Annotated in this window: 26 protein-coding genes and 1 other annotated feature; of the genes, 15 read left to right on the top strand and 11 right to left on the bottom strand. The window is 41.8% G+C overall.

Going from position 1 to position 26,546, the window contains the following annotated elements; translation table 11 throughout:
* Positions 1-13: 13 nt before the first annotated feature.
* From celB to ACRRMM_RS02010, 3 genes are all read left to right on the top strand, one after another.
* Positions 14-1,360 carry a PTS cellobiose transporter subunit IIC gene (gene celB, locus ACRRMM_RS02020; protein ID WP_007501108.1) on the top strand — a complete coding sequence of 449 codons (1,347 nt, stop codon included), beginning with the start codon at positions 14-16 and terminating at the stop codon, positions 1,358-1,360.
* Positions 1,344-2,750 carry a glycoside hydrolase family 1 protein gene (locus tag ACRRMM_RS02015; RefSeq protein WP_048001405.1) on the top strand — a complete coding sequence of 469 codons (1,407 nt, stop codon included), beginning with the start codon at positions 1,344-1,346 and terminating at the stop codon, positions 2,748-2,750. The genes celB and ACRRMM_RS02015 overlap by 17 nt, the downstream gene beginning before the upstream one ends.
* A 175-nt stretch (positions 2,751-2,925) precedes the next feature.
* The gene (locus ACRRMM_RS02010) at positions 2,926-3,648 is read left to right on the top strand and encodes a GntR family transcriptional regulator (RefSeq protein WP_017357941.1); all 723 of its coding nucleotides are present in this window, start codon (positions 2,926-2,928) and stop codon (positions 3,646-3,648) included.
* A gap of 50 nt (positions 3,649-3,698) precedes the next feature.
* Here the strand turns inward: ACRRMM_RS02010 and zwf are convergent, their stop codons facing one another.
* Entirely contained in the window at positions 3,699-5,174 is a 1,476-nt protein-coding gene (gene zwf / locus ACRRMM_RS02005; protein WP_048001406.1) for a glucose-6-phosphate dehydrogenase, read from the bottom strand.
* Positions 5,175-5,396: 222 nt separating this feature from the next.
* Between zwf and rnz the strand changes: the two genes are divergently transcribed.
* The gene (gene rnz / locus ACRRMM_RS02000; protein ID WP_048001407.1) at positions 5,397-6,326 is read left to right on the top strand and encodes a ribonuclease Z; all 930 of its coding nucleotides are present in this window, start codon (positions 5,397-5,399) and stop codon (positions 6,324-6,326) included.
* A gap of 139 nt (positions 6,327-6,465) precedes the next feature.
* Positions 6,466-7,773: an aminotransferase class I/II-fold pyridoxal phosphate-dependent enzyme gene (locus ACRRMM_RS01995; RefSeq protein WP_079919572.1), complete on the top strand. Its 1,308-nt coding sequence runs from the start codon at positions 6,466-6,468 to the stop codon at positions 7,771-7,773.
* A 44-nt stretch (positions 7,774-7,817) separates the two neighbouring features.
* Here the strand turns inward: ACRRMM_RS01995 and ACRRMM_RS01990 are convergent, their stop codons facing one another.
* Positions 7,818-8,582, bottom strand: a complete 765-nt coding sequence (locus tag ACRRMM_RS01990) for an alpha/beta fold hydrolase (protein ID WP_008342277.1) — start codon at positions 8,580-8,582, stop codon at positions 7,818-7,820.
* Positions 8,583-8,701: 119 nt separating this feature from the next.
* Positions 8,702-9,718 (bottom strand): NADPH dehydrogenase NamA, encoded by a 1,017-nt coding sequence (gene namA / locus ACRRMM_RS01985; RefSeq protein WP_024718910.1) that lies wholly within the window; start codon positions 9,716-9,718, stop codon positions 8,702-8,704.
* Positions 9,719-9,858: 140 nt separating this feature from the next.
* On the opposite strand from namA, the gene ACRRMM_RS01980 reads away from it, so the two are divergent.
* Both ACRRMM_RS01980 and ACRRMM_RS01975 read left to right on the top strand, forming a co-directional pair.
* The gene (locus ACRRMM_RS01980) at positions 9,859-11,472 is read left to right on the top strand and encodes a M20/M25/M40 family metallo-hydrolase (RefSeq protein WP_428828435.1); all 1,614 of its coding nucleotides are present in this window, start codon (positions 9,859-9,861) and stop codon (positions 11,470-11,472) included.
* A gap of 117 nt (positions 11,473-11,589) precedes the next feature.
* Positions 11,590-12,081, top strand: coding sequence for a DinB family protein (locus ACRRMM_RS01975; RefSeq protein WP_008342284.1), 492 nt, complete (start codon positions 11,590-11,592; stop codon positions 12,079-12,081).
* Between the two features lie 35 nt (positions 12,082-12,116).
* Here the strand turns inward: ACRRMM_RS01975 and proC are convergent, their stop codons facing one another.
* Entirely contained in the window at positions 12,117-12,944 is an 828-nt protein-coding gene (proC, locus tag ACRRMM_RS01970; RefSeq protein ID WP_048001410.1) for a pyrroline-5-carboxylate reductase, read from the bottom strand.
* 41 nt (positions 12,945-12,985) lie between these two features.
* Positions 12,986-13,197 (bottom strand) — a binding site (T-box leader).
* 169 nt (positions 13,198-13,366) lie between these two features.
* Here proC and ACRRMM_RS01965 point away from each other — a divergent pair.
* Positions 13,367-14,329 (top strand): MBL fold metallo-hydrolase, encoded by a 963-nt coding sequence (locus ACRRMM_RS01965; protein ID WP_394157716.1) that lies wholly within the window; start codon positions 13,367-13,369, stop codon positions 14,327-14,329.
* Entirely contained in the window at positions 14,330-15,106 is a 777-nt protein-coding gene (locus ACRRMM_RS01960; protein WP_144665762.1) for an SDR family NAD(P)-dependent oxidoreductase, read from the top strand.
* 16 nt (positions 15,107-15,122) lie between these two features.
* Here ACRRMM_RS01960 and ACRRMM_RS01955 read toward each other — a convergent pair whose 3' ends face one another.
* Positions 15,123-15,536, bottom strand: a complete 414-nt coding sequence (locus ACRRMM_RS01955; protein ID WP_428828434.1) for a VOC family protein — start codon at positions 15,534-15,536, stop codon at positions 15,123-15,125.
* Positions 15,537-15,553: 17 nt separating this feature from the next.
* The gene (locus tag ACRRMM_RS01950) at positions 15,554-16,882 is read right to left on the bottom strand and encodes a CoA-disulfide reductase (RefSeq protein WP_428828433.1); all 1,329 of its coding nucleotides are present in this window, start codon (positions 16,880-16,882) and stop codon (positions 15,554-15,556) included.
* Positions 16,883-17,070: 188 nt separating this feature from the next.
* Between ACRRMM_RS01950 and coaA the strand changes: the two genes are divergently transcribed.
* Complete coding sequence (gene coaA / locus ACRRMM_RS01945; RefSeq protein WP_008342294.1) at positions 17,071-18,030, top strand: type I pantothenate kinase; 960 nt, start codon at positions 17,071-17,073, stop codon at positions 18,028-18,030.
* A 30-nt stretch (positions 18,031-18,060) separates the two neighbouring features.
* On the opposite strand, the gene ACRRMM_RS01940 is transcribed toward coaA, so the two are convergent.
* From ACRRMM_RS01940 to ACRRMM_RS01925, 4 genes are all read right to left on the bottom strand, one after another.
* Positions 18,061-19,296 carry an MDR family MFS transporter gene (locus ACRRMM_RS01940; RefSeq protein WP_008343828.1) on the bottom strand — a complete coding sequence of 412 codons (1,236 nt, stop codon included), beginning with the start codon at positions 19,294-19,296 and terminating at the stop codon, positions 18,061-18,063.
* 231 nt (positions 19,297-19,527) lie between these two features.
* Entirely contained in the window at positions 19,528-19,872 is a 345-nt protein-coding gene (locus ACRRMM_RS01935; RefSeq protein ID WP_017367544.1) for a YolD-like family protein, read from the bottom strand.
* A gap of 15 nt (positions 19,873-19,887) precedes the next feature.
* A complete protein-coding gene (locus ACRRMM_RS01930) occupies positions 19,888-21,120 on the bottom strand; it encodes a DNA polymerase IV (protein WP_048001414.1) in 1,233 nt (410 codons plus the stop codon).
* 141 nt (positions 21,121-21,261) lie between these two features.
* Positions 21,262-21,711 carry a YfmQ family protein gene (locus ACRRMM_RS01925; protein WP_024718948.1) on the bottom strand — a complete coding sequence of 150 codons (450 nt, stop codon included), beginning with the start codon at positions 21,709-21,711 and terminating at the stop codon, positions 21,262-21,264.
* A gap of 282 nt (positions 21,712-21,993) precedes the next feature.
* On the opposite strand from ACRRMM_RS01925, the gene ACRRMM_RS01920 reads away from it, so the two are divergent.
* A complete protein-coding gene (locus ACRRMM_RS01920) occupies positions 21,994-22,473 on the top strand; it encodes a GNAT family N-acetyltransferase (RefSeq protein ID WP_007501073.1) in 480 nt (159 codons plus the stop codon).
* Positions 22,470-23,444 (top strand): bifunctional GNAT family N-acetyltransferase/GrpB family protein, encoded by a 975-nt coding sequence (locus ACRRMM_RS01915; protein WP_046343913.1) that lies wholly within the window; start codon positions 22,470-22,472, stop codon positions 23,442-23,444. Before ACRRMM_RS01920 ends, ACRRMM_RS01915 begins: the two co-directional genes overlap by 4 nt.
* A gap of 17 nt (positions 23,445-23,461) precedes the next feature.
* Here the strand turns inward: ACRRMM_RS01915 and ACRRMM_RS01910 are convergent, their stop codons facing one another.
* Positions 23,462-24,169: an expansin EXLX1 family cellulose-binding protein gene (locus ACRRMM_RS01910; RefSeq protein ID WP_048001415.1), complete on the bottom strand. Its 708-nt coding sequence runs from the start codon at positions 24,167-24,169 to the stop codon at positions 23,462-23,464.
* Between the two features lie 212 nt (positions 24,170-24,381).
* On the opposite strand from ACRRMM_RS01910, the gene ACRRMM_RS01905 reads away from it, so the two are divergent.
* The 3 genes from ACRRMM_RS01905 (at position 24,382) to ACRRMM_RS01895 (ending at position 26,523) form a co-directional block, all read left to right on the top strand.
* Positions 24,382-24,708, top strand: coding sequence for an iron-sulfur cluster biosynthesis family protein (locus ACRRMM_RS01905; protein WP_024718944.1), 327 nt, complete (start codon positions 24,382-24,384; stop codon positions 24,706-24,708).
* 12 nt (positions 24,709-24,720) lie between these two features.
* Entirely contained in the window at positions 24,721-24,960 is a 240-nt protein-coding gene (locus ACRRMM_RS01900) for a YqkC family protein (RefSeq protein ID WP_008343836.1), read from the top strand.
* A 300-nt stretch (positions 24,961-25,260) separates the two neighbouring features.
* Positions 25,261-26,523 (top strand): tetratricopeptide repeat protein, encoded by a 1,263-nt coding sequence (locus ACRRMM_RS01895; RefSeq protein WP_024718943.1) that lies wholly within the window; start codon positions 25,261-25,263, stop codon positions 26,521-26,523.
* Positions 26,524-26,546: the final 23 nt, after the last annotated feature.

Genomic DNA, 26,546 nt, shown 5'->3' with positions numbered 1-26,546 from the left:
AGGGGGGAAACCAATGTTTGATAAAATAAGTGCGATTTTGGTTCCGATTGCTGGGAGATTGAACAACAATCGCTATCTAGGGGTATTAAGGGATGCCTTTATGCTTGCGTTCCCATTAACGATTTTTGGTTCCATCATGGTCGTATTAATGAATCTGCCATTTTTAGATAAGATCATGAGTCAAACAGCACTGGAAGGTGTTCAGTCTGCACTGAATATTGCACCTAGTGCGACCATCAGCATTATGAGTGTGTTTGTTGTATTTGGGATTGGCTACTATTTATCGAAAAGCTATGATGTGGAAGCTGTCTTTGGCGGTGTGATCGCTTTAGCCTCTTTTCTGCTCCTTACGCCATTTTTACTAGAACAAGAGGGCGGTGCATCCATTGCAGGCGTCATCCCAGTCGATCGTTTGGGCGCAAAGGGAATGTTCCTTGGAATGATCACAGGCTTTTTGTCTGCTGAAATTTATCGCTATTTTGTCCAAAAGAAATTTGTCATCAATATGCCGCAAGGGGTTCCGCCAGCTGTTTCTAAGTCTTTTGCTGCACTCATCCCGGCTACTTTGACACTCACAACCTTTTTACTGATCAATATCATCATTACACAAGGGTTCAAAACCAACATGCATGACTTGATTTACAATGCGATTCAGGCGCCGCTTGTCGGACTTGGAAGCGGTATCATTCCGACCTTGATCGCTATTTTCTTTATACAAATTCTTTGGTTCTTTGGGCTCCACGGCCAAATTATTATCAACTCTGTCATGGACCCGATTTGGAATACATTGTCCATTCAAAATCTAGAAAGCTACACAAAAACAGGTGAGGTTCCGAACATCATCAGCAAGCAGTTTATCGAAATCTATACAGTGGGTATGGGTGGAACCGGTATGACGCTAGCTGTTGTGTTTACGATTTTAATTTTTCTTAAAAGTAAGCAATTGAAACAAGTAGCAAAGCTCGGCTTAGGACCAGGTTTATTTAACGTCAATGAACCCATTATCTTCGGTTTACCGATTGTGATGAACCCGCTTATTCTCATTCCATGGATTTTGGCACCAATGGTGATTACTTGTATTTCTTATTTTGCGATGGCCGCAGGTATTGTGCCGCCTCCGACAGGCGTGAATATTCCATGGACAGTACCGATCTTTATTAGCGGAGTCATGGCAACAAATTCATTAGCGGGCGGTCTGCTTCAGCTGTTTAATTTAATGATTGTGTTTGTCATTTGGTTCCCGTTCCTAAAATTTATTGATCGTATGAATGTGAAAAATGAAAAAATAGTCACGACAGAAAAAACGAAACAAACAAACATCAAAGGTGAAGGAGACTCAATACATGTCGATGGAAACTAACAGTCAATCATATACATTTCCAGAAGGTTTCTGGTGGGGATCTTCTGCCTCTGCTACGCAAACAGAAGGCAGTTATCCAGGAGATGGAAAGGGACCGAACATTTGGGATCACTGGTTTGAAAAAGAGCCGAATCGTTTTTTTCAGGGCGTCGGTCCAGGTGTGACCTCGCAATTTTATCGTAAATACAAAGAGGATATCCGACTCATGAAGGAGATTGGGCACAACTCGTTTCGTCTATCTATTTCATGGTCACGCCTTTTACCTGAGGGAAAAGGGGCTGTTAATGAAGACGCTGTGGCTTTTTACAATGATGTGATCAATGAACTGATAGCGAGTGACATTGAACCGTTTGTGAACTTGTATCATTTTGATATGCCAATGGCGCTTCAGGAGACGGGAGGATGGGTAAACAGGCAGGTCGTAGACGATTATGTCAGCTATGCGACATTGTGTTTTCAGCTTTTTGGCGACCGGGTGAAAAAATGGTTTACCCATAACGAGCCGATTGTTCCTGTAGAGGGTGGATATATGTATAGCTTCCATTATCCAAACGAAGTTGATTTCCAAAAGGCAGTGCAAGTTGGATTTCATGAGATTTTATCAAATGCTAAGGCCATTGCGGCTTATAAAGAGATGAAGCAGGATGGGAAAATAGGCATTATCCTCAACCTTACTCCTTCGTATCCGCGAAGCCAGAATCCGCGGGATGTCGAAGCAGCTGAGATGGCTGACGCCTTCTTTAACCGGTCCTTCCTAGATCCAGCTGTGAAAGGACATTTCCCTGAAAAGCTAGTGGACGTGTTAAAGAAAGAAGGATTGATGCCGGCTATGGAGGAAGGAGACCTTGAACTCATTCAAGAGAACACGATCGACCTTCTCGGCATCAACTATTATCAGCCAAGAAGAGTGAAAGCAAAGGAACATATGCCTCACCCTGATGCACCATTTATGCCAGACCATTATTTCGATTCTTTTGAAATGCCGGGCAGAAAAATGAATGTGTACCGCGGCTGGGAAATCTATGAAAAGGGTATTTACGATATATTGAAAAAAGTCCAGACAGACTATGGGAATATTGAATGCTTTATTTCTGAAAATGGAATGGGTGTCGAAGGAGAAGAGCGGTTTCAGGATGAAGAAGGAATGATTCACGACGATTATCGCATTGATTTTATTTCTGAGCATCTTAAATGGGTGCATCAAGCCATTCAAGAAGGAAGTCATGTAAAAGGCTATCACCTGTGGACGTTTATGGATAATTGGTCATGGTCGAATGCCTATAAAAATCGCTATGGATTTGTCTCAGTGGACCTTGAGAAAGACGGGAAACGTACCATCAAAAAAAGTGGCTACTGGTTTCAATCGGTTTCAGAGAATAATGGTTTCTAATCAAGATACTTGCTCTTTCCTTGAAAAGGGCAAGTATTTTTCTTATGTAAAGATGAAAGGGTTGAAATGAAAGTGGCTCGAACCTTTTAAGCGCACTAGGCTTAGTGTAGAATGAGAGGAAGGCTAGAAAGCGCTATAATAGGATATGAAAAAACAAGTCAGTTGGTGGTGTGAGATGACAAAGTACGAACTCATTTCAGAAGAAATTAGAAAAAGAATAGGAACAGCATATTATCCAGAAGATCAACCCATTCCAGATGAAAACTCGCTTGCCGCTGAATTTAAATGCAGCAGAATGACGATGAAGCGTGCGCTCGATCTTTTAGTGGCGGAAGGTCTGCTCTTTAGAAAAAGAGGTCATGGCACATTTATTGTGAAGGCAGCACTAAATCAAGGTGCGATCAACGTATCAGGTCATGAAAATAAAGGGTTCACGAAAGTGATGGCAGATAAAAACGTGACGAGCCAAATCATTCGCTTTGATGTGCATTTTCCAAGTGAAGAGGTGGCAGCACATTTATCCATTGACTCAAGCACACCCGTCTATGACATTATTCGGCTCCGTTTGGTGGAAGAAGAGCCATATGTATTAGAAAAAACCTTTATGCCTGTCAATGTCATTAAGGGAATAGATGAAGAGGTTTTATTGGGGTCTATCTATAGCTACATTACAAACACACTTCATTTAAAAGTGGCAGGAGCGCACAAAAAAATTAGAGCGGCTAAATCAGATCAGCTTGATCAGCAATATTTAGGCTGTGACCCTACGGATCCGGTGCTAGAAGTGGAGCAGGTGGCTTATTTAAACACAGGCCGGCCGTTTGAATATTCCTTTAGCCATCATCGCTATGATAAATTTGATTTTTCAACGGTTGAAATTACGAAAACACGACTTTAAAAAAAGAGCAGAACCCCCTCAATCGGGAGACTGCTCTTTTTTTGTTGATTTTATATATTCCACCAGTGATATCCATCTTTTTCAAGAAGCTGATCTGCTTCTTTTGGTCCCATAGAACCAGCAGGATAATTTGGTTTTAACGTTTTGGTTTCATCCCATTTTTCTGAAATTGGATCAACAAAGTTCCAAGACAGTGCCACTTCATCCCAGTGGGCAAAGTTTGTTGCGTCACCTAGCAAACAGTCATGAATCAGCTTTTCATACGCTTCTGGTGTATTCATGATGTCGTTGTAATTTGTTTGATAGTCCAGCTTAATTGGTTTAGCATACGTTCCGCCATCAAGCTTGCGAGCATTCAGGTGAAGGGTAATGCCTTCGTCTGGCTGAATGTGAATCACAAGTAAGTTTGGATGCATGGAATTCCCATTTCCATAGTACAGGTTCATCGGAATGTCTTTAAATTGCACCACGATTTGAGTGGATTTCTTTTCTAGACGTTTTCCTGTACGAATGTAAAATGGTACCCCGGCCCACCTGAAGTTATCGATGAGAAGTTTCCCTGCAACGAATGTTTCTGTGTTGGAGTTTGGGTCCACATTTTGCTCTTCAAGATAGGAAGGAACCATATTGCCATCAATCGTTCCTGCATCATACTGTCCGCGGACAAAGAATTGATCCACTTCATCTTTCGAGAAAGGACGAAGCGCACGCAATGCTTTCCGTTTTTCGCTACGGATTTCCTCTGTATTGAGCTTAATCGGTGGCTCCATGGCTAAAAGTGCAACCATTTGAAGCATATGGTTTTGTACCATATCTCTCAGTGCACCAGAACTCTCGTAATATCTCGCCCGGTCTTCGACACCTAATGATTCACTCGATGTGATTTGAATGTTTGAAATATAGCGGTTTGTCCAAAGCGGTTCAAAGATCGCATTCGCAAAACGAATCACCTCAATGTTTTGCACCATCTGTTTACCGAGGTAGTGGTCAATACGATAAATTTGATCCTCTGTAAATGCATCTCTGATCTCTTCATTTAATGTTTTGGCACTAGGCAGGTCATGACCAAACGGCTTTTCAATGACAAGTCGAGACCATCCAGTCGTTTCTGATACGCCTTCGCTTTTTAAAAACTTCGCAATGGTTCCGAAGAATTCCGGTGCCATCGCTAAATAGAACATCCGGTTATTCGGGATACTGTATGTATCTTCAAGACCAGAAAGAAGTGTGTTCAGTGCTTGATAGGAAGCAGGGCTTGAGACATCAAAATCATGGTAATAGAAATGAGAAATAAATTCCTCTGCTTTTGCTTCTGCATCATCAGAAGAGACCGATTCTTTTACCACAGCTCTTAGGTCTTCATGAGACCAAGGACGACGTCCAACACCTACAACGGCGAATTGATCTCCAAGCTTTCCGCTATGATAAAGTCTATGTATAGAAGGGTAGAGCTTGCGTTTTGCAAGGTCTCCTGTTGCGCCAAAGATGACAATGACTGCTTTTGGATAGTTAGTTTCTGTATTCACGAAAAGTACCTCACTTTATTCGTAGCATTGTTGTAAAAACCGAGAATGTATGTACATTTTCTTTATTTTAAAGGTTCATTGTTCGTAAAGCAAACATTTGATTCGACTTTTTCTGCCCAAGTTTGACTTTTTTCAAAAATTCCGCTGAATTCACATTTATCCTGTCTTCATGTATTCTATATGAATGAAGAGATTGTATACCGGCTGTAGGAGGAAATCGTAATGGAACTGCTCTTTTTAGGAACAGGTGCAGGCATTCCTGCAAAAACAAGAAACGTCACTTGCACTGCGCTGAAGCTTTTAGAAGAGAGAAAAGCCGTGTGGCTTTTTGATTGCGGAGAAGCGACGCAGCATCAAATATTACATACAACGATTAAACCAAGAAAAATTGAGAAGATCTTTATCACGCATATGCACGGTGATCATGTATATGGTCTCCCGGGTCTGCTTGGCAGCAGGTCCTTTCAAGGCGGAGAGGATGAATTGACGATATATGGTCCAAGCGGCATTAAAGCTTTTGTAAACGCGACACTTTCAGCGACACAAACGCATTTGACTTATCCGCTGCATATCATAGAAATAGAGGAAGGGATCGTTTTTGAAGATGAGACCTTTCAAGTAGAAGCAAGACGAGTGTCTCATGGGATCCCAGCTTACGGTTATCGGGTCGTGGAAAAAGATGTACCCGGCTCACTAAAAGCCGAAGACCTAAAAAAAATCGGTGTAAAACCTGGACCTTTGTATCAAAAGTTGAAAAATGGGGAAACCGTTACACTCGAAGATGGAAGAATGATTGATGGAACCGATTATTTGGAACCCCCTAAAAAAGGGAGAATCGTTGCATTTTCAGGAGATACCCGTTTGTGCGAGAATATAACAAGGCTTGCCAAGAATGCGGATGTGTTAGTCCATGAAGCAACATTTGGGAAAGAAGATGCAGAACTAGCCTATAATTATTATCACAGTACGACAGAACAGGCAGCAAAAACAGCGCAGGAAGCAGGCGCAAAAAGACTGATTTTGACCCATATTAGTGCACGATACCAAGGGGAAGAGTCACTGAAACAATTACTCAAAGAAGCCCGCGATATATTCCCGCTGACTGAAGCTGCACATGATTTCTCTTCTTTTCCTATTGACCGTACCCTGTAAAAATTGGATGAATCGTCAAAAATAGTTGTGTGATTTTTTTGATATTTATGATGACGCTCTTTTTCAGGTAGTGGTAAAATGGTGAAGAAAAAACAAATGACGAATTACATTATGAAGAATACGGGAGGCACAATCAAAGATGAGCGGTTTTACAGCGTTAAGTGAAGCAGAATTAAATGACCTATATGCAGCACGACAAAAAGAGTATGAAACGTACAAAAGTAAAAACTTACACTTAGACATGTCTAGAGGGAAACCTTCACCAAAACAGCTCGATTTATCTATGGGCATGCTCGATGTCGTGACATCAAAGGATGCAATGACAGCTGAGGATGGTACAGATGTGCGAAACTATGGCGGCTTGACAGGCCTTCCTGAAACAAAGAAATTTTTTGCAAGTGTGCTCAACCTGAAGCCAGAACAAATCATCATTGGCGGTAATTCTAGTCTGAATATGATGCACGACGCGATTGCACGTGCCATGACTCACGGCGTATATGGCAGCAAAACACCTTGGGGAGAGCTTCCAAAGGTAAAATTCCTTGCACCAAGCCCAGGATATGATCGTCATTTTGCCATTTGTGAGCATTTTAACATAGAGATGATTACGGTAGATATGAAGTCGGATGGACCTGACATGGATCAGGTAGAAAAATTGGTTGCAGAAGATGAAGCCATCAAAGGGATTTGGTGTGTACCGAAATATAGTAACCCTGACGGCATTACGTATTCAGATGAGGTTGTTGACCGTCTTGCTTCCATGCAGACAAAAGCAGACGACTTCCGTATTTTTTGGGATGATGCCTATGCAGTCCACCATCTAACAGATACGCCTGATACGTTAAAAGATATTTTTCAAGCAGTAGACAAAGCAGGACATGCAAACCGTGTGTTTATGTTCGCCTCTACTTCTAAAATTACGTTCCCAGGCTCGGGTGTTGCACTGATGGCATCTAGTCAGGACAACATCAGCTTTATTCAAAAACAGCTATCAGTTCAAACCATTGGGCCAGATAAAATCAATCAATTAAGACACCTTCGTTTCTTCAAGAATCCAGAAGGATTGAAGGAACATATGAAAAAGCATGCAGCGATTATTAAGCCGAAATTTGACCTCGTTCTTTCGATCCTTGATGAAAAGCTTGGTGGAACAGGCATCGCTGAGTGGCACAAACCAAATGGCGGATATTTTATTAGCTTAAATACACTCGATCATTGTGCAAAAGCTGTTGTGCAAAAAGCGAAAGAAGCCGGTGTGACACTAACAGGTGCAGGGGCGACATATCCTTATGGTAACGACCCGCTTGATCGCAATATCCGTATTGCGCCAACGTTCCCAACGCTTGAAGAACTAGAGCAGGCGATTGACATCTTTACGTTATGCGTTCAGCTTGTCAGCATTGAAAAGCTGCTGTCTGAGAAAAGTCAATCAGCACCAACGGTATAACGAAAAAACTCCTTGACTGATGTCCGGTCAAGGAGTTTTTGTTTTTAGTTGGCTGTTTGATAATAAGTGGCAGGCTGTTTTGCTGCACACCATACATCATAAATGGCAAGCTGCACAATATGTGGTTCATCGTGATGAATATAGTGCGAGCTGTTCTGCGCCTGAATCCATCCGCTTTGGGATGACAATGTGAGCATTCGTTTATGAAGCCTGAGCCAAGCTTCATGTGCTGGATGAAACAAGCGGCTTTTGCCTGATGAAATGACAAGAAGGGGCATCATCCCATAATGCGTTTGCTCCTCTTTGATCGTACGCAGCATTTGCTCAAAGTCCTCATGTGTACATTCTGCTGTGAACTGCGCCATATATGAAGTGCGTTCTTCCTTTGATAAGAGCGGCAGAATGACCTGCTCTTGCTCCTCACTTGCTGGGTCTAGAAGGACCATACCGATAACATCTTCTTTTCTGCGGCTTGCCCATAAGCGGCTGACAAGAGAGCCAAATGAGTGCGCCACAATGAGAAATGGCGGCTGAATATTGGCTTGATGTAAGAGTGTATCTAAATCATCCGCAAGATCATGCAAAGTTCTTCCTTCTTTGCTTTCGCTGCTTTTTCCATTACCTAAACGGTCATATAAGAAAACACCAAGCTCTGGGTCAATATCACGAGCGATATTCGCCCACGTATCGCCTGAAATTCCATATCCTGCTTCAAAAATAATGGTGGCTTGCTTTTTTCCTTGACGATGCCTTGTATAAAAGTGATGTCCATCTATATGATACGTTCTTTCAATCAATGCCGAGTTCATTCTTCCATCTCCTCTAAGTGGTTCTTTAGCTAAAAGACGGCACAAAAGGCAAAGATGTTTCTCTTAAAAACAAAAAAGATGCCTATTTCAAAAAATAGACACCTTTTTGCTTAAAGATGTTACCAAGCGCGATCGTATTGGCGCGGGCTTTCGATGGATGTACGAAGCTCTTTAGCGGCTGTTTTTGGGAAATACGGATCCCGTAAAAATTCTCTGCCGATAAAGATCAAGTCAGCACGCTGATTTTGTAAAATTTCTTCGGCCTGTACACCAGATGTGATCATACCAACAGCGGCTGTTTGGATGCCGGCACCTTCTCTTATTTTCTCAGCAAAGGTGACTTGGTAGCCGGGGAATGTTTTAATACTGGCTTGCACCACAGCGCCTGAGCTCACATCAATTAGATCGACTCCTTGCTCTTTCAGCCATGCGGCAATGCCAATATAATCTGCAATATCTAGTCCTTTTGTTGTGTAATCAGAAGCGGATACACGGACAAATAATGGTCCATCCCACACTTCATTGACTGCATCAACAACTTCTCTCAAGAAGCGATAACGATTTTCTGGTGAACCGCCATATTCATCTGTCCGGTGATTGGCAAGCGGTGAGAGAAATTCGTTAATCAAATAGCCATGCGCACCATGAATCTCAATGATGTCAAATCCAGCTTTCTTGGCGCGGACAGCGGCATCTTGAAACGCCTGAACTGTGTCTTTTATTTGATCGATAGACATCTCAAGAGGTGTTTTAGATTGCTCGTCAAATGGAATGCTGGATGGAGCAAGAATGTCACCATCTAGCTCAGCCTTGCGTCCTGCATGGGCTAGCTGGATGGCCGTTTTTGTTCCGTACGCTTTGATTTGTTCGTTTAATGAGGCAAATCCTTCAATGTGCTCATCACTCCAAATTCCGAGGTCCTGATCACTAATTCTTCCCTCAGGTGAAACAGCACTTGCCTCGACCATAATTAATCCGGCCTGACCTTGCGCACGGGAAATATAATGTGCAAAGTGGAAAGGCTGTAATTTTCCATCACGGTCATAGGATGAATACATACACATCGGGGACATGACGATGCGGTTTTTGAGTGTGACACCTTTTAATGTCCAAGGTGAAAAAAGCTTTGTTTCCAATTACCTTCGCCTCCTCATAGAATGGTATAGCCGATTATAACAGCCATTCAAACATTCGTCATAAAAGGTGCTCAAACCATATAGCTTTTGTACATGATTTTGTATAATGAAAGATATGGACATCAAAGGGGGATAAACGGATGAAATGGCAAACGGAAAGTGAACTAAAGGAGCTACTCACAGCTCTTATGCAGTATGAAAGCATATCTGGTACAACGGGAGAAGTCGCATTAGCGGAATATTTATATTACTTGCTGAGGGAGCGGCCGTATTTTGAACAGCATCCTGATCACTTGGCTTTGCATCCAATGAAAGATGGCCGGTATTTTTTAACGGCACTTGTCAAACGAAGTACGTTGCCACGTACTGTTTTACTCCTCAGCCATTTTGATGTCGTGGATACAGAGGATTACGGAGAATTTCAAAATATGGCGTGTAAGCCCGAAGAGTTAATGGCGTCCTTTTCTCAAAAAAGTGCACTTCTTCCAAAAAGGGCAAGAGAGGATTTAGCTTCAGGTGACTGGCTGTTTGGACGAGGGTCCATGGATATGAAAGCAGGCCTGACTGTCCAGCTTTCCATGCTAGAAAGAGCCATGGCGGGGAGGTTTGAAGGAAATATTCTGCTCGTCACAGTGCCAGATGAAGAAGTGAATTCACAGGGGATGCTGGAGGCTGTTCCGAAACTAAAGGAGCTCAAGCAGAAGTATGACCTTGATTATACCGCGTGTTTAAACAGTGAGCCGATGTTTGAAAAGTATCCCGGGGATGCGCACCAATACATCTATACAGGTAGTATAGGGAAGGTACTTGCGGGATTTTTCTGCAAAGGAATTGAAACACATGTAGGTGAGCCCTTCTCAGGATTAAATGCAAATTTTATGGTATCTGAATTAAACAGGCTGTTAGAACTGAATAGTGATTATTGTGAGGAAGTAGATGGTGAAGTGACACCACCTCCGACCAATTTGATGCAAAAGGATTTGAAAGAAGCTTACTCTGTTCAAACGCCTCACACGGCTGTTTCTTTATTTAATGTGCTGATGATGAACCGCTCTAGTGAAGAGCTTCACGGGCTCCTCTATGAAACTGCGAAACAAGCAGCAGCCCAAATCGAAGCCAATCTCAAACAGAAAACCGCTGCATTTCAACGCTTTAAACATTTTACACCCATCGATACAAACATCACGGTGTTAACGTATCATGAGCTGTACGAAAAAGCTGCTGAACGATCCGGCAAGCAGGAGGTCGAGCGAATTGTCAACTACGCCTTTGCCAACCGGGGTGAGCTAGGGGATCGTGATTTTTCAACCAAAATTGTATCAGAACTGACGACCCTTTGTAAGGAAGATGGAGCACTGATTGTGTTGTTTTATAGTCCGCCATTTTACCCATCTGTTTCTTCAACAGATGATCTGCATATTCAAACGACCTTAAAGAAGATTCAAAGAGAAGCAAAAGAGATCTATGGAATCGAAGTAGAAGAAGTCAAATATTTTCCTGGTTTATCTGATTTAAGCTACTTACAGCTTGAAAATCAAGATATAGAGGATTATACAGCCAACATGCCGCTATACCAAAAAGGTTACTCGTTACCACAAGGAGAAAAAGAAGCTCTTAACGTTCCTGTCATCAACGTTGGTCCATTAGGAAAGGATGCGCACAAATGGACAGAACGGCTGCATGTCCCATTCTCTTTTGGCGTTTTGCCGTCGCTCTTAGAATCAACAATTCATGCTTTATTAGAAAAGAATTAAGTGAAAGCTCTATCGTCATGATAGGGCTTTTCTTTTTGATATCAATCACCTTCTGTCTAAAGAAATAGAGTATGATATAGAATGATACTTACATATATTTGAAGGGGGATTGTGAGAGTGAAAACAGGAGTACTAACAAAAACAGAGATCATGACATCACTTCATGAGAGTTTGCGTAAGCTTGAGGAGTTAGTATGGACATGTGATGAGGCTACATTAGATGAATCTTTTGGGGAAGGCAAGTGGTCGATTAAACAAATTGTTGGACATTTGTATGATACAGAAGAAGTCTGGTCAGAGCGGATAGAGCAGGCAATATCAAATGAGCACACGCTTTTCGCATCATATGATCCAGAGATATATGTGAAGGGAAGAGCTTATGAAACGTATACCGCACAAGAGGTCAGTGCATTGATTGAGCGCTTAAAAGAGAGCAGAAACAAAACACTACAACGATTAGAAAAGGATACATGGGATTTTTCAGGTCTCCATCCTGAAGAAGGGATGATGACAGTCCAAATATTAGCTGAAACCATTGCTTTACATGAAATTCATCACCTCGATCAAATCAAAGCCATTATGTCCATGAGAGCATCGAGTGATAGATGAAAAGCACCTGTCATCAAGGCAGGTGCTTTGCTTTCTTACTTATACATACTCGCTGAAAACATATCGTTTAATTCTGCTGCGCGTTTTGTCGCTGTTTTCACACAATCGACAATTGCTTCTTCAAATTGATAGGAAGCAAGGGTATTAAGTCCTGCTTCTGTCGTTCCACCTTCGCTCGTAATTTCTTTGCGCAATTCAGCAGGTTCCTTACCGCTATCCTGAAGCATATTTGCAGCGCCTGCAATCATTTGACAAATGAGCAATTTCGCTGTCTCTTGGTCCATCCCAAGTTCCGATGCACCTCGCTCCATTCCTTCAATCAAATGATAAATAAAGGCAGGACCGCTGCCTGCAATCGCTGTGACCGCATTCAGCTGTGATTCATCTAAAACCGTCACATGACCGATCGTTTCAAACAGTTGAACTGCTTTTTCCTTTTGCGCCTCTGTGACTTCATCACTGACAGCAATGCCGGTAGCTGATTGTTGTATGGCTGCTGATGTATTTGGCATCGCACGAACCACCGCCGTTTTTGCGCCAGCATAATGCTGAATGGTTTCAATAGAAATGCCGGCTAAAATAGAAATAATCAGCTGTCCATTTAAATGGGGCCTTACTTCAGAAATGCCACTTTCCGCATCTTTTGGTTTTAAAGCAAACACCAGCATATCGGCTTCTTCATAAATAAAGGAACGCGCGAAATCTGTTTTGACTCCATAACGTGCATGTAATTCTTCTAATCGTTTTTCATTTGTTTTATTTGTGACAATGATATCTTCATTTGACATAATGCCGCTCTTTAAAAGACCTTTAATCATAGACTCGGCCATTGAGCCTGCACCAATAAATCCAATTTTACTCATAAGCTGCTCCTCCTTGTAGAAAATAAAAAAACCTCTCGTCTGCAAAGGACGAAAGGTTTTTCGCGGTACCACCCTCAATTAGTATGCAATCATACATACTCAGCTCTAGTCCCTTAACGCGGGAAACGTTTAGGTTTGCCTAACAGCTCAAAGGGCAGGTTCAGCAAATAAGAGGATGGTGAAGTCTTACAGCCGGCGGACCTCACTCTCTTGCATCATTATTTTGCTTACTAATCCTTGTCATCGCGCATCTTATATTTGTTGTTCATTATGCAACGATGGACAAGTTTGTGTCAATAGGGAGAGATAAAAAAATTGACCATCTAAACCGCATGACAGTCTGCCCTTTGCAAGATACAATGAATAAAGAAGAGTGAGTTCAGATGATCTATGAGACAAAAATCAGGAGATGACGTATAAAAGTGAAAGAAGAAATGATTCAATTATCCATCCCTACACCGTTTGCGGTGGGGGATGTCCATGCATATGTATTAAAAGGCGATGCCGTGACCTTAGTCGATTGCGGACCGATGACACAAGAGGCGCAGCATGCCTTTGTCACGCAATTAAAGGAACATCATTTATCAATAGATGATATTGATCAAGTGGTTTTGACACATCATCATGCAGATCATGTCGGTCTTTTAGATCTGATGAAACCTCATGTCCGTGTCATCGGACACGAGTTGAATGAGCACTATATTAGTCAGGATGCAGCGTTTAAACAGCGTCAAATCCATTTTATGAATGATTTTTTTCAGCAGTTAGGTGTCCCGCTTCGTCAAGGTGAGTGTGAAAGAATGGTGAGGCAGTCCTATACATATTCTTGTACGGCACATGTCGATGACGTCATAAAAGAAGGCGATCGTTTGAAGGGACATGAGCATTTCCAAGTGCTGGAGACCCCGGGACATGCACAATCTCATCTCTCTTTTTTAGATGAAACAACAGGGAATTTCATCGGCGGTGATCTGCTGCTTACAACCATTTCTTCCAATCCGTTAATGGAAGCGCCAATGAAAGGAACAGAACGTCAAAAATCGCTGCTTCAATATAAAGCATCACTCGAGCGTTTATTGCATTTGCCCATTCAGGCGATTTATCCAGGGCATGGCCAGCTCATTACCTCTCATCACGAATTGATCGAAGAAAGATTTAAAAAACAGGAAAAACGGGCAAATACGATGTATCAGCTGCTTCAACGAAAGGAAATGACCGCCTTTCATCTTTGCCGCACCTTATTTCCGGGCCTGTATGAAGAAGCATTATTTCTGACAATGTCTGAGACAGTCGGCCAGCTTGATGTGCTTTTAGCGGCTGGACAAATTGAAGAAGTGCAAAAAGACGGAACCCTCTACTATCGAGCAACTGAAGGAGTGAAATAAATGGGGCGACTAACAGGAAAGAGAATATGGATTACAGGTGCTTCAGGCGGTATTGGTGAAAAGATGGCGTACTTGGCAGCAGCCGAAGGAGCAGAAATCATTGTGTCGGCAAGACGAATTGAAAAGCTCGCAGGTGTACAAGAAAAGATTATAAGTGCTGGCGGCGTATGTCACATCGTTCAGCTTGATGTCAGTCAGCTTGAGGACATTGATCAAGCCTATCAACAAGTGGGTGCTGTTGATATTTTGGTGAACAATGCCGGCTTTGGTGTGTTCGATCTCGTCGAAGACGCATCCATTGAGGAAATGGTGTCGATGTTTGAGGTCAATGTCTTTGGTTTAATTGCCTGCACAAAAAAGGTCCTTCCTGAGATGAAACAAAGAGGGAAGGGGCATATTATCAATATTGCGTCACAGGCAGGCAAAATTGCCACCCCTAAATCCGCCATCTATTCCGCATCAAAACATGCGGTTCTCGGATTTTCAAACAGCCTCAGAATGGAGCTGGCAGACAGCGGAATTCATGTCACAACCGTCAATCCAGGACCGATTGCCACAGACTTCTTTACCATTGCAGACCGCAGTGGTGAATATGTGAAAAATGTTGATTTTATGATGCTCAGTGCTGACAAGGTAGCAGGGAAGGTCGTATCCGCCATGATGACGAAAAAAAGAGAGATTAATTTACCAGGATGGATGAATGCTGGCAGTAAATTGTATCAATTATTCCCGTTTTTATTTGAAAAAGCAGCACGTAAAGCGATGATGAAAAAATAACAAAAAAAGAAACCGGTCACAGGCTGGTTTCTTTTTTTGTTTGATGGGGCTTAATATTGGTGACGCCAAAGACATTGCCATCAACATCTTCGAAGCTAAAACCGCCTAAGTCTGGGTCAGCTAATATTTGAATATCCGATACAGTCACTTCATGCTCGCTTAAATACTGGTGAAAGTTTTTTAAATCCTTCACAAAATAATTGATCATACTATGCCGAACTCCTGTAAAAGAGTTCATAAAGTAGATTCGTTTCTCGTGTTTTGTTTTGACGAGATAAAAAGAAGGTCCCTCGCCATGAGTAAAAGTGAGCATGGCGGCTTCTTCTGATTGATGTAGAACGATCATTTCTAAAATCTGTTCATACCAAGAGACAGCCCGGGGGATATCAGTCACAGGAATTTCAATAGTAGCAATTTGTTGAATGGTCAATGGCTTAACTCCTTTTTCTATATCCGCCTTGCCGCTTGCTGAAGTGGGTCCCATACACTGTTAAAAGGGGGGGCATAGCTAATATCTAAATCTTCAAGGTCTGTCACAGTCAGCCCTTGATAAAGAGCAGTTGCCATGACATCGATTCGTTTATCAACACCTTCTTTACCGATGATTTGTGCACCAAGCAAGGTGTGATCATCGCTTCTGTAAATCAATTTCACTTTCATTTTCTCTGCATCTGGGTAATATCCAGCGTGGTCAGTGCTGTCGATGGTGATGGTAGAGAAAGAAAGGCCCGCGTCTTGTGCTTCTTTCTCTGATAAACCCGTTCGCCCTGCTGTCACGTCCATAAATTTCATCACCGCTGTGCCGGTGACGCCTTGAAACGCGCGGTTTGTTCCTGTCATATGAAAGCCTGCGATTCTTCCTTGTTTATTTGCTGTCGTACCGAGCGGAATATAGTCCAGTTCCTTTTTGATACGGTGGTAGGTTGCTGCGCAGTCACCCGCCGCATAGATATCTTGTACATTGGTCTGCATGTATTCATTCACAACAATTGCACCATTTTGAAGTCGCTGAATTCCTGTGCTGTCTAAAAAGGATGTTTGCGGAGTGACGCCAACGGCAATGATGACCATATCTGTTTCAATGGTCTGCTTGTCTGTTTGAACAGCTGTTACATGTGTCTTGCCCTTTAACTTTTGCACTGTTTCACCAAGTACCACGTGAATGCTTTGATTGTCCGCTTCTTCTTTCAGATATTTTGCCATATCGGGATCAAAGCCTGGGCCAAGTGTTGCACCCCGCTGAATGATATGAACGTCTTTGCCTAGCCCTTTTAAATTTTCTGCCATTTCTAAACCGATATATCCTCCGCCGATAATCGTGATATGTGTGACGTCTTTTTTTAGATTGTCTAAAATAGACAGCGCATGCGGGATTGTTTTTAATACGTGGACACCTTCTAATGAATGGCTGTCTAGATCAAGTGTGACGGGGCTTGCTCCTGTCGCAATTAACAGGCGGTCATACGTTTCTGTAAAGGGTTCTTTTGTTTTAGAATGAATACCCGATACTGTTTTTTGCTCCGGGTCAATTGAGATCACTTCGTGTAAGCATCTGGCATCAATTCCGTATTTGTCACGAAAAGTTTCAGCGCTGCGTGCGATGAGTTTTCTGTGATGATCAATGAGACCGCCGATCAAGTAGGGGAGTCCGCACTGTCCATATGAGAAAATCTCTCCTTTTTCAAAAGCTACAATTTGCGCGTCTGGATCCTCTCTATATATTTGCATAGCGCAGCTCATTCCTGCTGCATCTCCGCCAATCATCACATATTTCATTTGGTGTGCTCCCTTCTATCTATCAAACTGAATACTCTTATTTACCCTCATTTTCCTTTATTTAATGCTTTTTTTTCGCAAAAGAAGCAAACTTTCGTTGAAAAATAAAGACAGCGCCTTCATTTTAAGCTACAATCGGATTATCGTCTTTTTGGTTATGAGTTTAGTTTAGATTGGTGGGAAAGACTTTGGGTGACGAACGACTAGATTTTAATACATTATATACACGCCATACGAGAGAGGCATGGGCCGCTCTTGGAGAATATATGCCGGTATCTGTTTCAGAAGAAGAAGTGAGAGCACTTCAAGGATTAAACGACTACTTATCGCTAGAAGAAGTTCGAGATATTTACATACCGCTTATTCGGTTTCTGACATTACATGTCTTTGCAGAAAAACAAAAAAATCAGCATGTCAATGCTTTTTTAAACTACCCGCATCATGCGAAAATCCCCTTTTTAATCGGGATTGCAGGAAGTGTGGCCGTCGGAAAAAGCACGACAGCACGTATTATTGAAACGCTTTTATCTAGGCTTGGAGATGGGCTGAAGGTGAGTCTCGTAACAACGGACGGCTTTTTGTATCCTCAAAAAGAGTTAAAAGATCGGGGGCTGATGGAAAAGAAAGGCTTCCCGGAAAGCTATGATGTTAAAGCGCTACTTTCGTTTTTAAATGAATTAAAATCAGGGAAACAAACTGTGCATGCACCTGTATATTCACATCTGACCTATGACCGTCTTGAAGGGGTGTATGAAACAGTAGAAGATGCAGATATTGTCATCATTGAAGGGATCAATGTGTTGCAATCACCGGCACTGGATGATCTGAAGGATGAGCCGCGCGTGTTTGTATCAGATTACTTCGATTTTTCGATTTATGTAGATGCCGCTGAGACGCAAATTCAATGCTGGTATAAAGAACGGTTCCGTTTGCTGCGGGAAACAGCCTTCCAAGACCCTGAATCCTTCTTTCATCAATACAAAGATTTGACGGATGAAGAAGCAGATCAGATGGCAAGCACGATTTGGAATACAGTGAACCGGCCAAATTTATATGAAAATATTTTGCCGACAAAATATAGAGCCGATTTGATTTTAAAAAAAGGCGATCAGCATAAGGTGGAAGAGATCGCCATCCGCAGGGTATAAAGAAAACCGCTCAAATTGAGAGCGGTTTTTTTAATGACCTCCACTTACTTTCACAGCCACGGCAGCCGCCGTTCGTTTTTTTAGGCGGTAGTATCCGATGAGTAAAAACGGAACGCCTGCAGCGGTGACAATCGCCAAGACTGAAAAAATAGAAAGGGGATGGGCTGCGCCAAATAAGTCAATACACAATCCTCCGACAAACGGTCCGACGACGCTGCCGAGCTGAGAAAACCCCATTGCGCCGAAGTATGATCCTTTCACTTCAGGTTTTGCAATATTGTCTACAAACAGATCCATCATCGCAAAGAGCAGCACTTCACCAATCGTAAACACGACAATGATGAAAGCAAGCGTACCGAGACTTTGTGAAAAAGCAATGGCAAACAAACTGCCTGCTAGAAGCACGTTCCCAGTCGTTAACGACAAAATCGTTGAATAGCGCTTAGCGATCATAATCAGCGGGTACTGAACGACAATGACAACCACTGCGTTTAAGGATAAAAGATACCCAAACAGTTTAGGGCCATCCTCAATCATAGGGGATGCCGATAAATATTGAGGCAGTGTTGAGCTTAGGTGTGAATAGCCAAATGAACATAAAGTAACGCCAATGAGGATGATGCTAAAGACCGTATCTTTCTGAATAATGGAAAGAGCTTTTTTGACGCCGATTTGTTTGGTGCTTTCTGGAGCAGCCACTGGATGCTTTTGAAATTGCCATGCCAGCGTTAATCCGTACAACAAGTAAATGAGGGCAGCGACGAGAAATGGAAAAGTCGTTTTTGATGACCCGAGATATAAGCCAAGCAGCGGGCCGAAAATGACACCAATGTTAATGGCCGTATACCGTAAGTTAAAGACAAACAACCGAATGCTCGATGGGGTGACATCGGATAAGAGTGCTTTAGACGTTGGTTCAAACAGCGCCCGGCACAGTCCATTTAAAGCATTCATAAAAAAGAAGACCCAAATGGCATCTGCAAACGCGAAGCCAACAAAAACAAGTGTCCAGCCAAAGATGGATAAAAGCATGACCTTTTTTCTGCCGATTCGGTCGGAAACATAGCCGCCGTAAAAACTCGCAACAATCCCAATAAGAGAGCTGACGGCAATGATCAATCCAGCTGAAGAGGCTGAGGCGCCTTTGACTTGTGTCAAATAAACGGCTAAAAAGGGAATGCTCATGGATGTCGCCATTCGGCCAAATATCGTGCCGATGATGATCGTCCAACTAAGTGGATGTAAAGTGCGTAAGTTATTTTTCATGCTGTGTCTCCCCTGAGTTTGTAAGATGTTCCAATCATACATGAAAAATTGTGCAAATTAAATACACAATTTGATGGAGAAGTCATCCGTCAAATGACAGAGAAGCTTGAACCGTTCCGTTCATTCGAAGAGCATATGCCTCGTTTTCAAGGTTTTAAGCCTTGATGGGTCATGATTTTTTCAAAAAAACGAAGCGGGTTTTTCAATGATCATTTTTTCGTTTTGCGAAAATCAATTGAGATCGATGGCAATAATTTGATGTAAGGAAAGGTTTAGAACATCTTCGTCGTTCACGATTTTCATTTGGCGTGTTTCATAATGAATGGCTTTCACCCAGCCCCAAAATTGTGCTTTCATGCCGGATGAGACATATGTCACGCAAATCGCTTGATCCTCGGTAATCGACTGTGTGATCAAAACATTCATTTCCTCTAGCTGATCGGAGCTGAGCGGTAGAGGTGTATATTCTTTTTTCTTTCGTTTTTGAGCAAGAAGCTGCTCCCGGTGCTCTGGTAGCATCATTCGGCTTGATTCCCACATGATGTTGTATCCAGGTGTTAATTTATTGGGATTCATGCTTGTTCGCCTCCGTTATTTGTAATGCCCGCCAATTTTTTCGGCGCGGTGATATGCCTGCCCTGCGCTTGTCAGTGACGAAGCATGCAATAATGCCGCAGGTCCATATTTCAGATGGATTTCATCAAATACTTTGCTGAGTTGATCTTTCTTCAAATGATGATCAAATAAAGTCAGCTGATAGTGGCTGTCAGGCTGCAGCTGTGAGAGGGTAATGCCTACACTGCGAATGGGCTGGCCATCCCAGTGCTGCTGGCATAGCTGAATCGCTGCCTCTGCAATATCTGAGCCATACTGTGTCGGTGAATGAAGCTTCATTTGTCGATGAAAGCCTGTTGGATGTGAAAAATCAGCCCCTCTTACACCAACAGACACCGTTTGACCGAGATAATGCTTAAAACGTGCCCGCCGAGCGACTTCCTCACTCAATTCAAGAAGAGCAACTTTGATCTCCTCAAAAGATGCGTAATCACGGGGAAGGGTCATATGATGCCCAACGGCTTTTTGCTGATCATGTGTGTGAATAGTGACTGGAGAGGGATCGTGTCCTAAAGCTGTTCGCTGCAGAAGCTCCCCATTAATTCCCCAGCGTTTTTTTAATCGGTCTAACGGATAAGTAGCAAGTGTGCCAATGGTACTGATGCCCATTCGTTTCAAATGATGCTCCATTCGTTTGCCGACGCCAAATAATTTTCCAATGGGAAGCGGCCATAAATCAGCAGCAACCCGGTCGGCACTCAGTTCATAGATGCCGGTTCTGTTTTTTTTGGCAAAATGGTCACAGGCCATTTTAGCGAGCACTTTATTAGGGCCTATGCCCACACGTGCGTAAATGCCAGTCTGGTTCATAATCGTTGTTTGTATATGTTGAGCGATCTCATGTGGAGAGCCGAATAGTGTAAGACTGCCTGTAATATCAAGAAACTGTTCATCAATGGAATATGGCTCGACAAGGTCTGTGTATTGTTCAAGCAGTTCTGTAATCATGACAGAGATATCGAGATAGCGCTGCATACGTGGACGTACGACCACTGCTTCAGGACATTTCTCCTGTGCTTCCCATAACCTTGATGCATTTTGTACGCCACGTTTCTTCGCGAGAGGGCAGGCTGCCAGGACGACTCCGCTTCTTCGTTCTGGATCTCCAGAGACAATGAGCGGCACATTCTCCAAATGAGGCGCCTCTACCTTCTCAACTGATGCATAAAATGACTGCATATCCACAAGCAGAATGGCTCGTTCATTCATTGTACTTCACCTCTTAGAACGTATGTTCTGTATCTATTGTAAACAACATGAGGTGAAATTCATACTGGTAAATCATTCAAAAGCTGTCCATACAAAAAAGACGAAGTGGTGAACACTTCGTCTAGTCTGCTGCAACGATTGTTAGGCATGTGCCATGTTGTGGAATGTTTGGAGCGGTTCAGAACGCAGACGATAAGCCATCAGCTTTTTCTTTGGCTTATGTGTAAACTGCCGAACCACATCCACATGGTCATCATAATGGAACAGATAAAGGGTGACATCATGTTTCCCATGCTTTGTTTGCATAGTAAGCGGCGCTGGCCCTTCATTCGGATGAAGAAAGCGTTCTTCATCACCTGGGTAAATATAATAGCGTTCAATAAAGATCGCATCATTAAAATGTTGAATGATTTCAGATGCTCGCTGCTCATCAAGCGAACGCCCTTGAAAAGTAATATTTGTTTGCTCACTTGTTACTTTAGCATGTACGGCGTAGCGGCTAAAAAGGCGCTCAACAACACCAGAAGGCAAAGAGGTGACAAGCAGCTTTAAAAGACTAAATACAACAAGTGAAATAACAACCCAAACCAATCTCATCATCTCCAATAAACATTTGTACCATTTCCTATATGAACCATCTTAACATAACAAATGAATGAAACTTTCGCACAAAAAGTGAACTTTTTGAAATAAGTGTGAAGATTTAAAAGGAGATGACGGCTGAAAGACGAAGAACCAACAAGTGAACATGAAAAAAGACTGGCATACTGTCTTTACAACCATTTGATCAGACAGTAGACTATTGAAACAATCGCATTTTTGAGAAAAAACGAATCAAAGGAAAGCCAAAAAGGAAAAAGGGGCGAGGCCATCATGATACGTCAAGTGAAACCGTCAGATTTTTACGCAGTCACATCCGTCATTCAAAGCTGGTGGGGAGGCAGAGATTTGCGTGCAAAATTGCCAAAGCTCTTTTTTGAACATTTCCAGCAAACAAGTTTTGTTGTTGTTGAAAAGGGAGAGCTGATCGGCTTTTTGGTTGGTTTTTTATCACAATCTCATTCGGATGAAGCCTATATTCACTTTGTTGGCGTCCACCCAGATCACCGTAAATTAAAGATAGGTAAAATTCTCTATCAAGCTTTTTATGAAGCGGCTGAAAAGGAAGGAAGAACAACAATTAAAGCTGTCACAGCTCCTATCAATAAAGTCTCCATTGCTTATCATACAAAACTCGGGTTTCAGATAGAAAAGGGAGATAAAACAGTAGATGGCATCTCAGTCTTTTCAGATTACGATGGCATTCATGAAGACCGTGTGTTATTTGTGAAGAAGCTGGAGGCGATGAAATGATTGTTCATTTAGATCACACAATAAGTGATGTAGCAAAGCAGATCTTACATATTCAACTAGCTGCATACCAACAAGAAGCTGAACAAATTGGTTATGCTGATCTTCCGCCATTAAAAGAGACCATTCAAGATGTCATGAAAGCAAAAGAGCAATTTATTGGTTTTCAGCAACATGATCTCTTATTAGGTGTAGCCTCTTATGAAGAGCTGAAAGATTGTTTGATCATTAGTCGATTGGCTGTGCATCCAAAAGCGCTAAAGCAGGGTATTGGAACAAGACTTATGTCGACAATTATGGAGAAGAATGTCCCGATAGAACTGACCACAGGGCAAGAAAACACCCCTGCAAAAAGGCTATATGAAAAATTGGGGTTTTTTGAAACAAATGTGATTCATGTGGCAAAAGAGCTCACCCTATCAAAAATGAAATGGACACCGCGACGCAAGGTTGAGGTTGTCGAATTCAAAAAAGAATGGCATGAAGAATTCCGTCAAGAAAAGCAGCGACTCAAGCAAATCATTCAAAAGAGCTGGATAGAAGGATACCATATTGGCAGCACTTCAGTTACAGGACTTGTTGCCAAACCAATTATAGATATATTAATAGAAGTAAGCGATATAGAAGAGATTGATAGGAAAAAAGAGAGATTTGAACACCTTGGATACGAAGTGCTCGGTGAAAATGGTATAAAAGGGAGACGTTTTTTTCAAAAGGGTGGCTTGAATCGTACGCATCATGTCCATGTTTATGAAAGAAATCATCCTGATGTGAAAAGACATTTATTGTTTCGAGATTACTTAAGAGTCCACCCAGAACGAGCTGTAGCGTATGCGTCTGTCAAGGAACAATTAGCAAATCAGTATCCGGAAGATATACAAAGCTATATGGCAGGAAAGAATGAAATCATAAAAGAAATAGAAAATGAGGCATATCGCTGGGATAGAGAAGGAAGAGAGGAAGCTCTTAAATAAGCTGCCTCTTCTCCTCGTTAATTAGGAAGCTGAACATTGCCTTTTACAATATAGGCCTGTGAAGCAGCAGTAGACGGAAGAGCGGGTAATTGATCCTTTACTATGACCCCGCGGATATCTGTGATTCGAACAGGAAGAGATGTAGACCCCATATGAAAGCCAAGGAAATGGTTGTAGTCTGTCTTTTCCATGTTCACCCATTTTCCATCTTTGTAATATTCCATTTTCATAACCGGATATTTATGATTGCGCACTTGAATCGCAGCCCACCACTCACTGCTACCTTCTTTTATTCTGTAAGCTACATTTCCGCTAATCGGTGCTTTTATAATTTTCCAACTAATCGGGATTTTCCCATCTTCCATATTGCCAATTTTGGTAAAGGCATTAGGAGAAAGATCAAGAGCTCCTTTTGCTCCTTCTGGATATTTATCGGTTACATACACAACGGTTTTTCCTTTTGGCCCCGTTACTTCAAGGTAAGCCCCTGCAAGTGCCGCATTTACCCCTTTATAGTTATAGTCATGGGGATTTAAAGCTGTAATTTTCATGTCAGAGGGAATAGGATCTAATAAAGCGGCGCCCCCTGAGTAACCAGATCCCGTATAAGTCGCATAGCTTTCTCGTACTTCATCAAGGATAGATGCCGCTTTCATGTTTGGCATAGTGAAACTCAACATCAATATAAGCGCCCCGATAAAGCAGAGAGATAATCTTTTTTTCACGATCTAAAACCTCCTGTTTCTTCTTTTAAAATGGATAGCGTCATCAGTATAATTCTAAAAAACAGGATGCAGAAAGAGCCAATAGATAGATATAATCCTAGTGAGAAGAGCGTGTATTTCAAAGAGTATGACTTTCGGATTTAGTCGTGTGTCATGTTTTATGGTGTTTTATGTGTTACAATGTAAGCATCAATTTAAAAAGGATGTTCGCCATGTATATTCACATCACAGAACTGGCTAAAACATATATAGAAAAACAGCAAACAGGAAACGAGACGAAGGAGTTACTGCTTCGCTACGATTCAGAAGGTTGTGGCTGTGCAGTGAGTGGCGTACCAATGCTTTGGTTAACAAGTGAAAGAACAGGTGAATGGGAACCACTTAAAAATAGCCAACATTTAAAACTATATATACACACAGCACAAAAGGTGTTTTTTGACGAGGAAATGACGATTGATTTTAATGAAAAAGCCAATACACTTATGTTGAAAAGTCCTCAACAAATACTCAGCCCGAGAATGGGTATACTTGTAAAGTAAGGTGGAAACGTAGTGGATCAAAAGCTGAAAGTGATACAAAATACGGCACAAAATAAAACGTGGGTGTCGTTTTTAAATAATAATCATCCATATAGCCTTTTGCACTGGTCAATCGGTGGAATGGATTCAGTAAAAAAGGACGTCTGGCTTCTCCAAGATGAAGTCACATTTGAAACGGAAGAATTTCCAACGCTTGAATTAGCAGTCAGTTGGATAAAAGAGAATATGGAACACGTAACAGATGTGTTATAAGCCCTTTGCTGAAGAGGGCTTTTTTTGTGCCATCATCATCTCATCAAACAGAAGAACTGTCTAATTTGAAAAATGAGATTTTTCAACGATAAAAAGTCATTTTTAACAAACATTTAGACAAAATGAGAAGAATAGAAAGAGAAAAATAGAGACTGTAAATGCCGAAAAATCGGCAATGGAAGCGGTTATTGCGGGATACCGAAAACTTTACGAAAAACGACATTTCATATTTCTTCCATTCGAGGAAATATGATAGAATACAACATGTATCGTACATGAGGAGGGAGGTGCTAAGGTGAATTGAAGCTCAAGCTGTCATCGCCTCAGGTTGGAATCAAAATAAACGAATGGTATAGGCAGATTTGCGGATTTCATGTCATGAAAGCAGAGAAGCTAAAGGCCGAGATCGAGCAGGAAATCCTTGAGATGGAGCAAGATCAGAACTTGCTGCTTTTTTACCAGCTGATGGATTTTCGACATAAGGTCATGCTTGAATATTTTGAACCGGCAAAAAAAGCCTCGAATGATGAGGAGATTAAGAAGCTTCTAGAAACAATTGAACATTCGCAGACCAAATTAACAGATATGCTTGAATACTATGTTCATTTTTTTACAGGAATGTTTGAATTTGAACAGAGAAACTATTTGAGCGCCATTGCTTATTACCGTTCCGCAGAAAAAAAGCTCAATCTCATATCAGATGATATAGAAAGAGCAGAATTTTATTTTAAATTAGCAGAAATATACTACCACATGAAACAAACCCACTTTTCGATGCACTATGCTTTGCAAGCGTTAGATACGTACTCTGCCTACAGAACGTACACGCTGAGAATCATCCACTGTGAATTTGTCATCGGTGCAAACTATGATGATTTGAAATGCTATGAACATGCATTGCCCTACTTTAAAAATGCTCTAAAGCGAGCACGCTCAATTGGAAACCCTCGAGTCATAGGTTCGGCCCTTTTCAACTTAGGTAACTGCTATTACCAAATGAACGATCTTGCTACAGCAAGTCGCTATCTCAAAGACTCTCTTGAAGTGTTTGAAAAGGAGAATTTAACCCATCTGAATCGCTCTCTAGACCCACTATTTATGCTGACCCAAATCCTGTTTAAACAAAAACAAATAGAAGAGTCGTTAACCCTCTATCAACAAGGTATTATGAAAGCCTGTGAATTAGAAGATGAAATTTACATCTGCAAATTTCAGTTTTTAAAAGCATTATACGTTGATGCAGAAATAAAAATCATAGACGATACATTAGATTTGTTGGAGGACAAGCGCTTATACCCAGATATTGAGGAACTGGCACTTGATGCGGCTCATTATTATAATGAGCTTGGATTATTTGAAGTTTCTACCCGGTATTACGAAAGGAAAATTCAAGCCATATCAAAAATTCAAAATGGAGGTCATTTATATGAAAATGAGTTTGATAGTTCTTTTATTGGCAGCAACTGCAGGGTTATCGGTCATGAGTCAGCAGCAATCGGAAGAGAGCCATATGGAGCTGGCGGGCAGACACCATACAACAGTGGTGACTATCGTATAAGTTAGCAAAAAGAGGAGACGAACGGCTG

This window comes from Bacillus sp. XT-4 (assembly GCF_050864245.1).
GTDB lineage: Bacteria > Bacillota > Bacilli > Bacillales > Bacillaceae > Bacillus > Bacillus altitudinis.
Note: the sequence above shows the minus strand (reverse complement) of the source record. Positions and strands in the feature narration are given on the sequence as shown.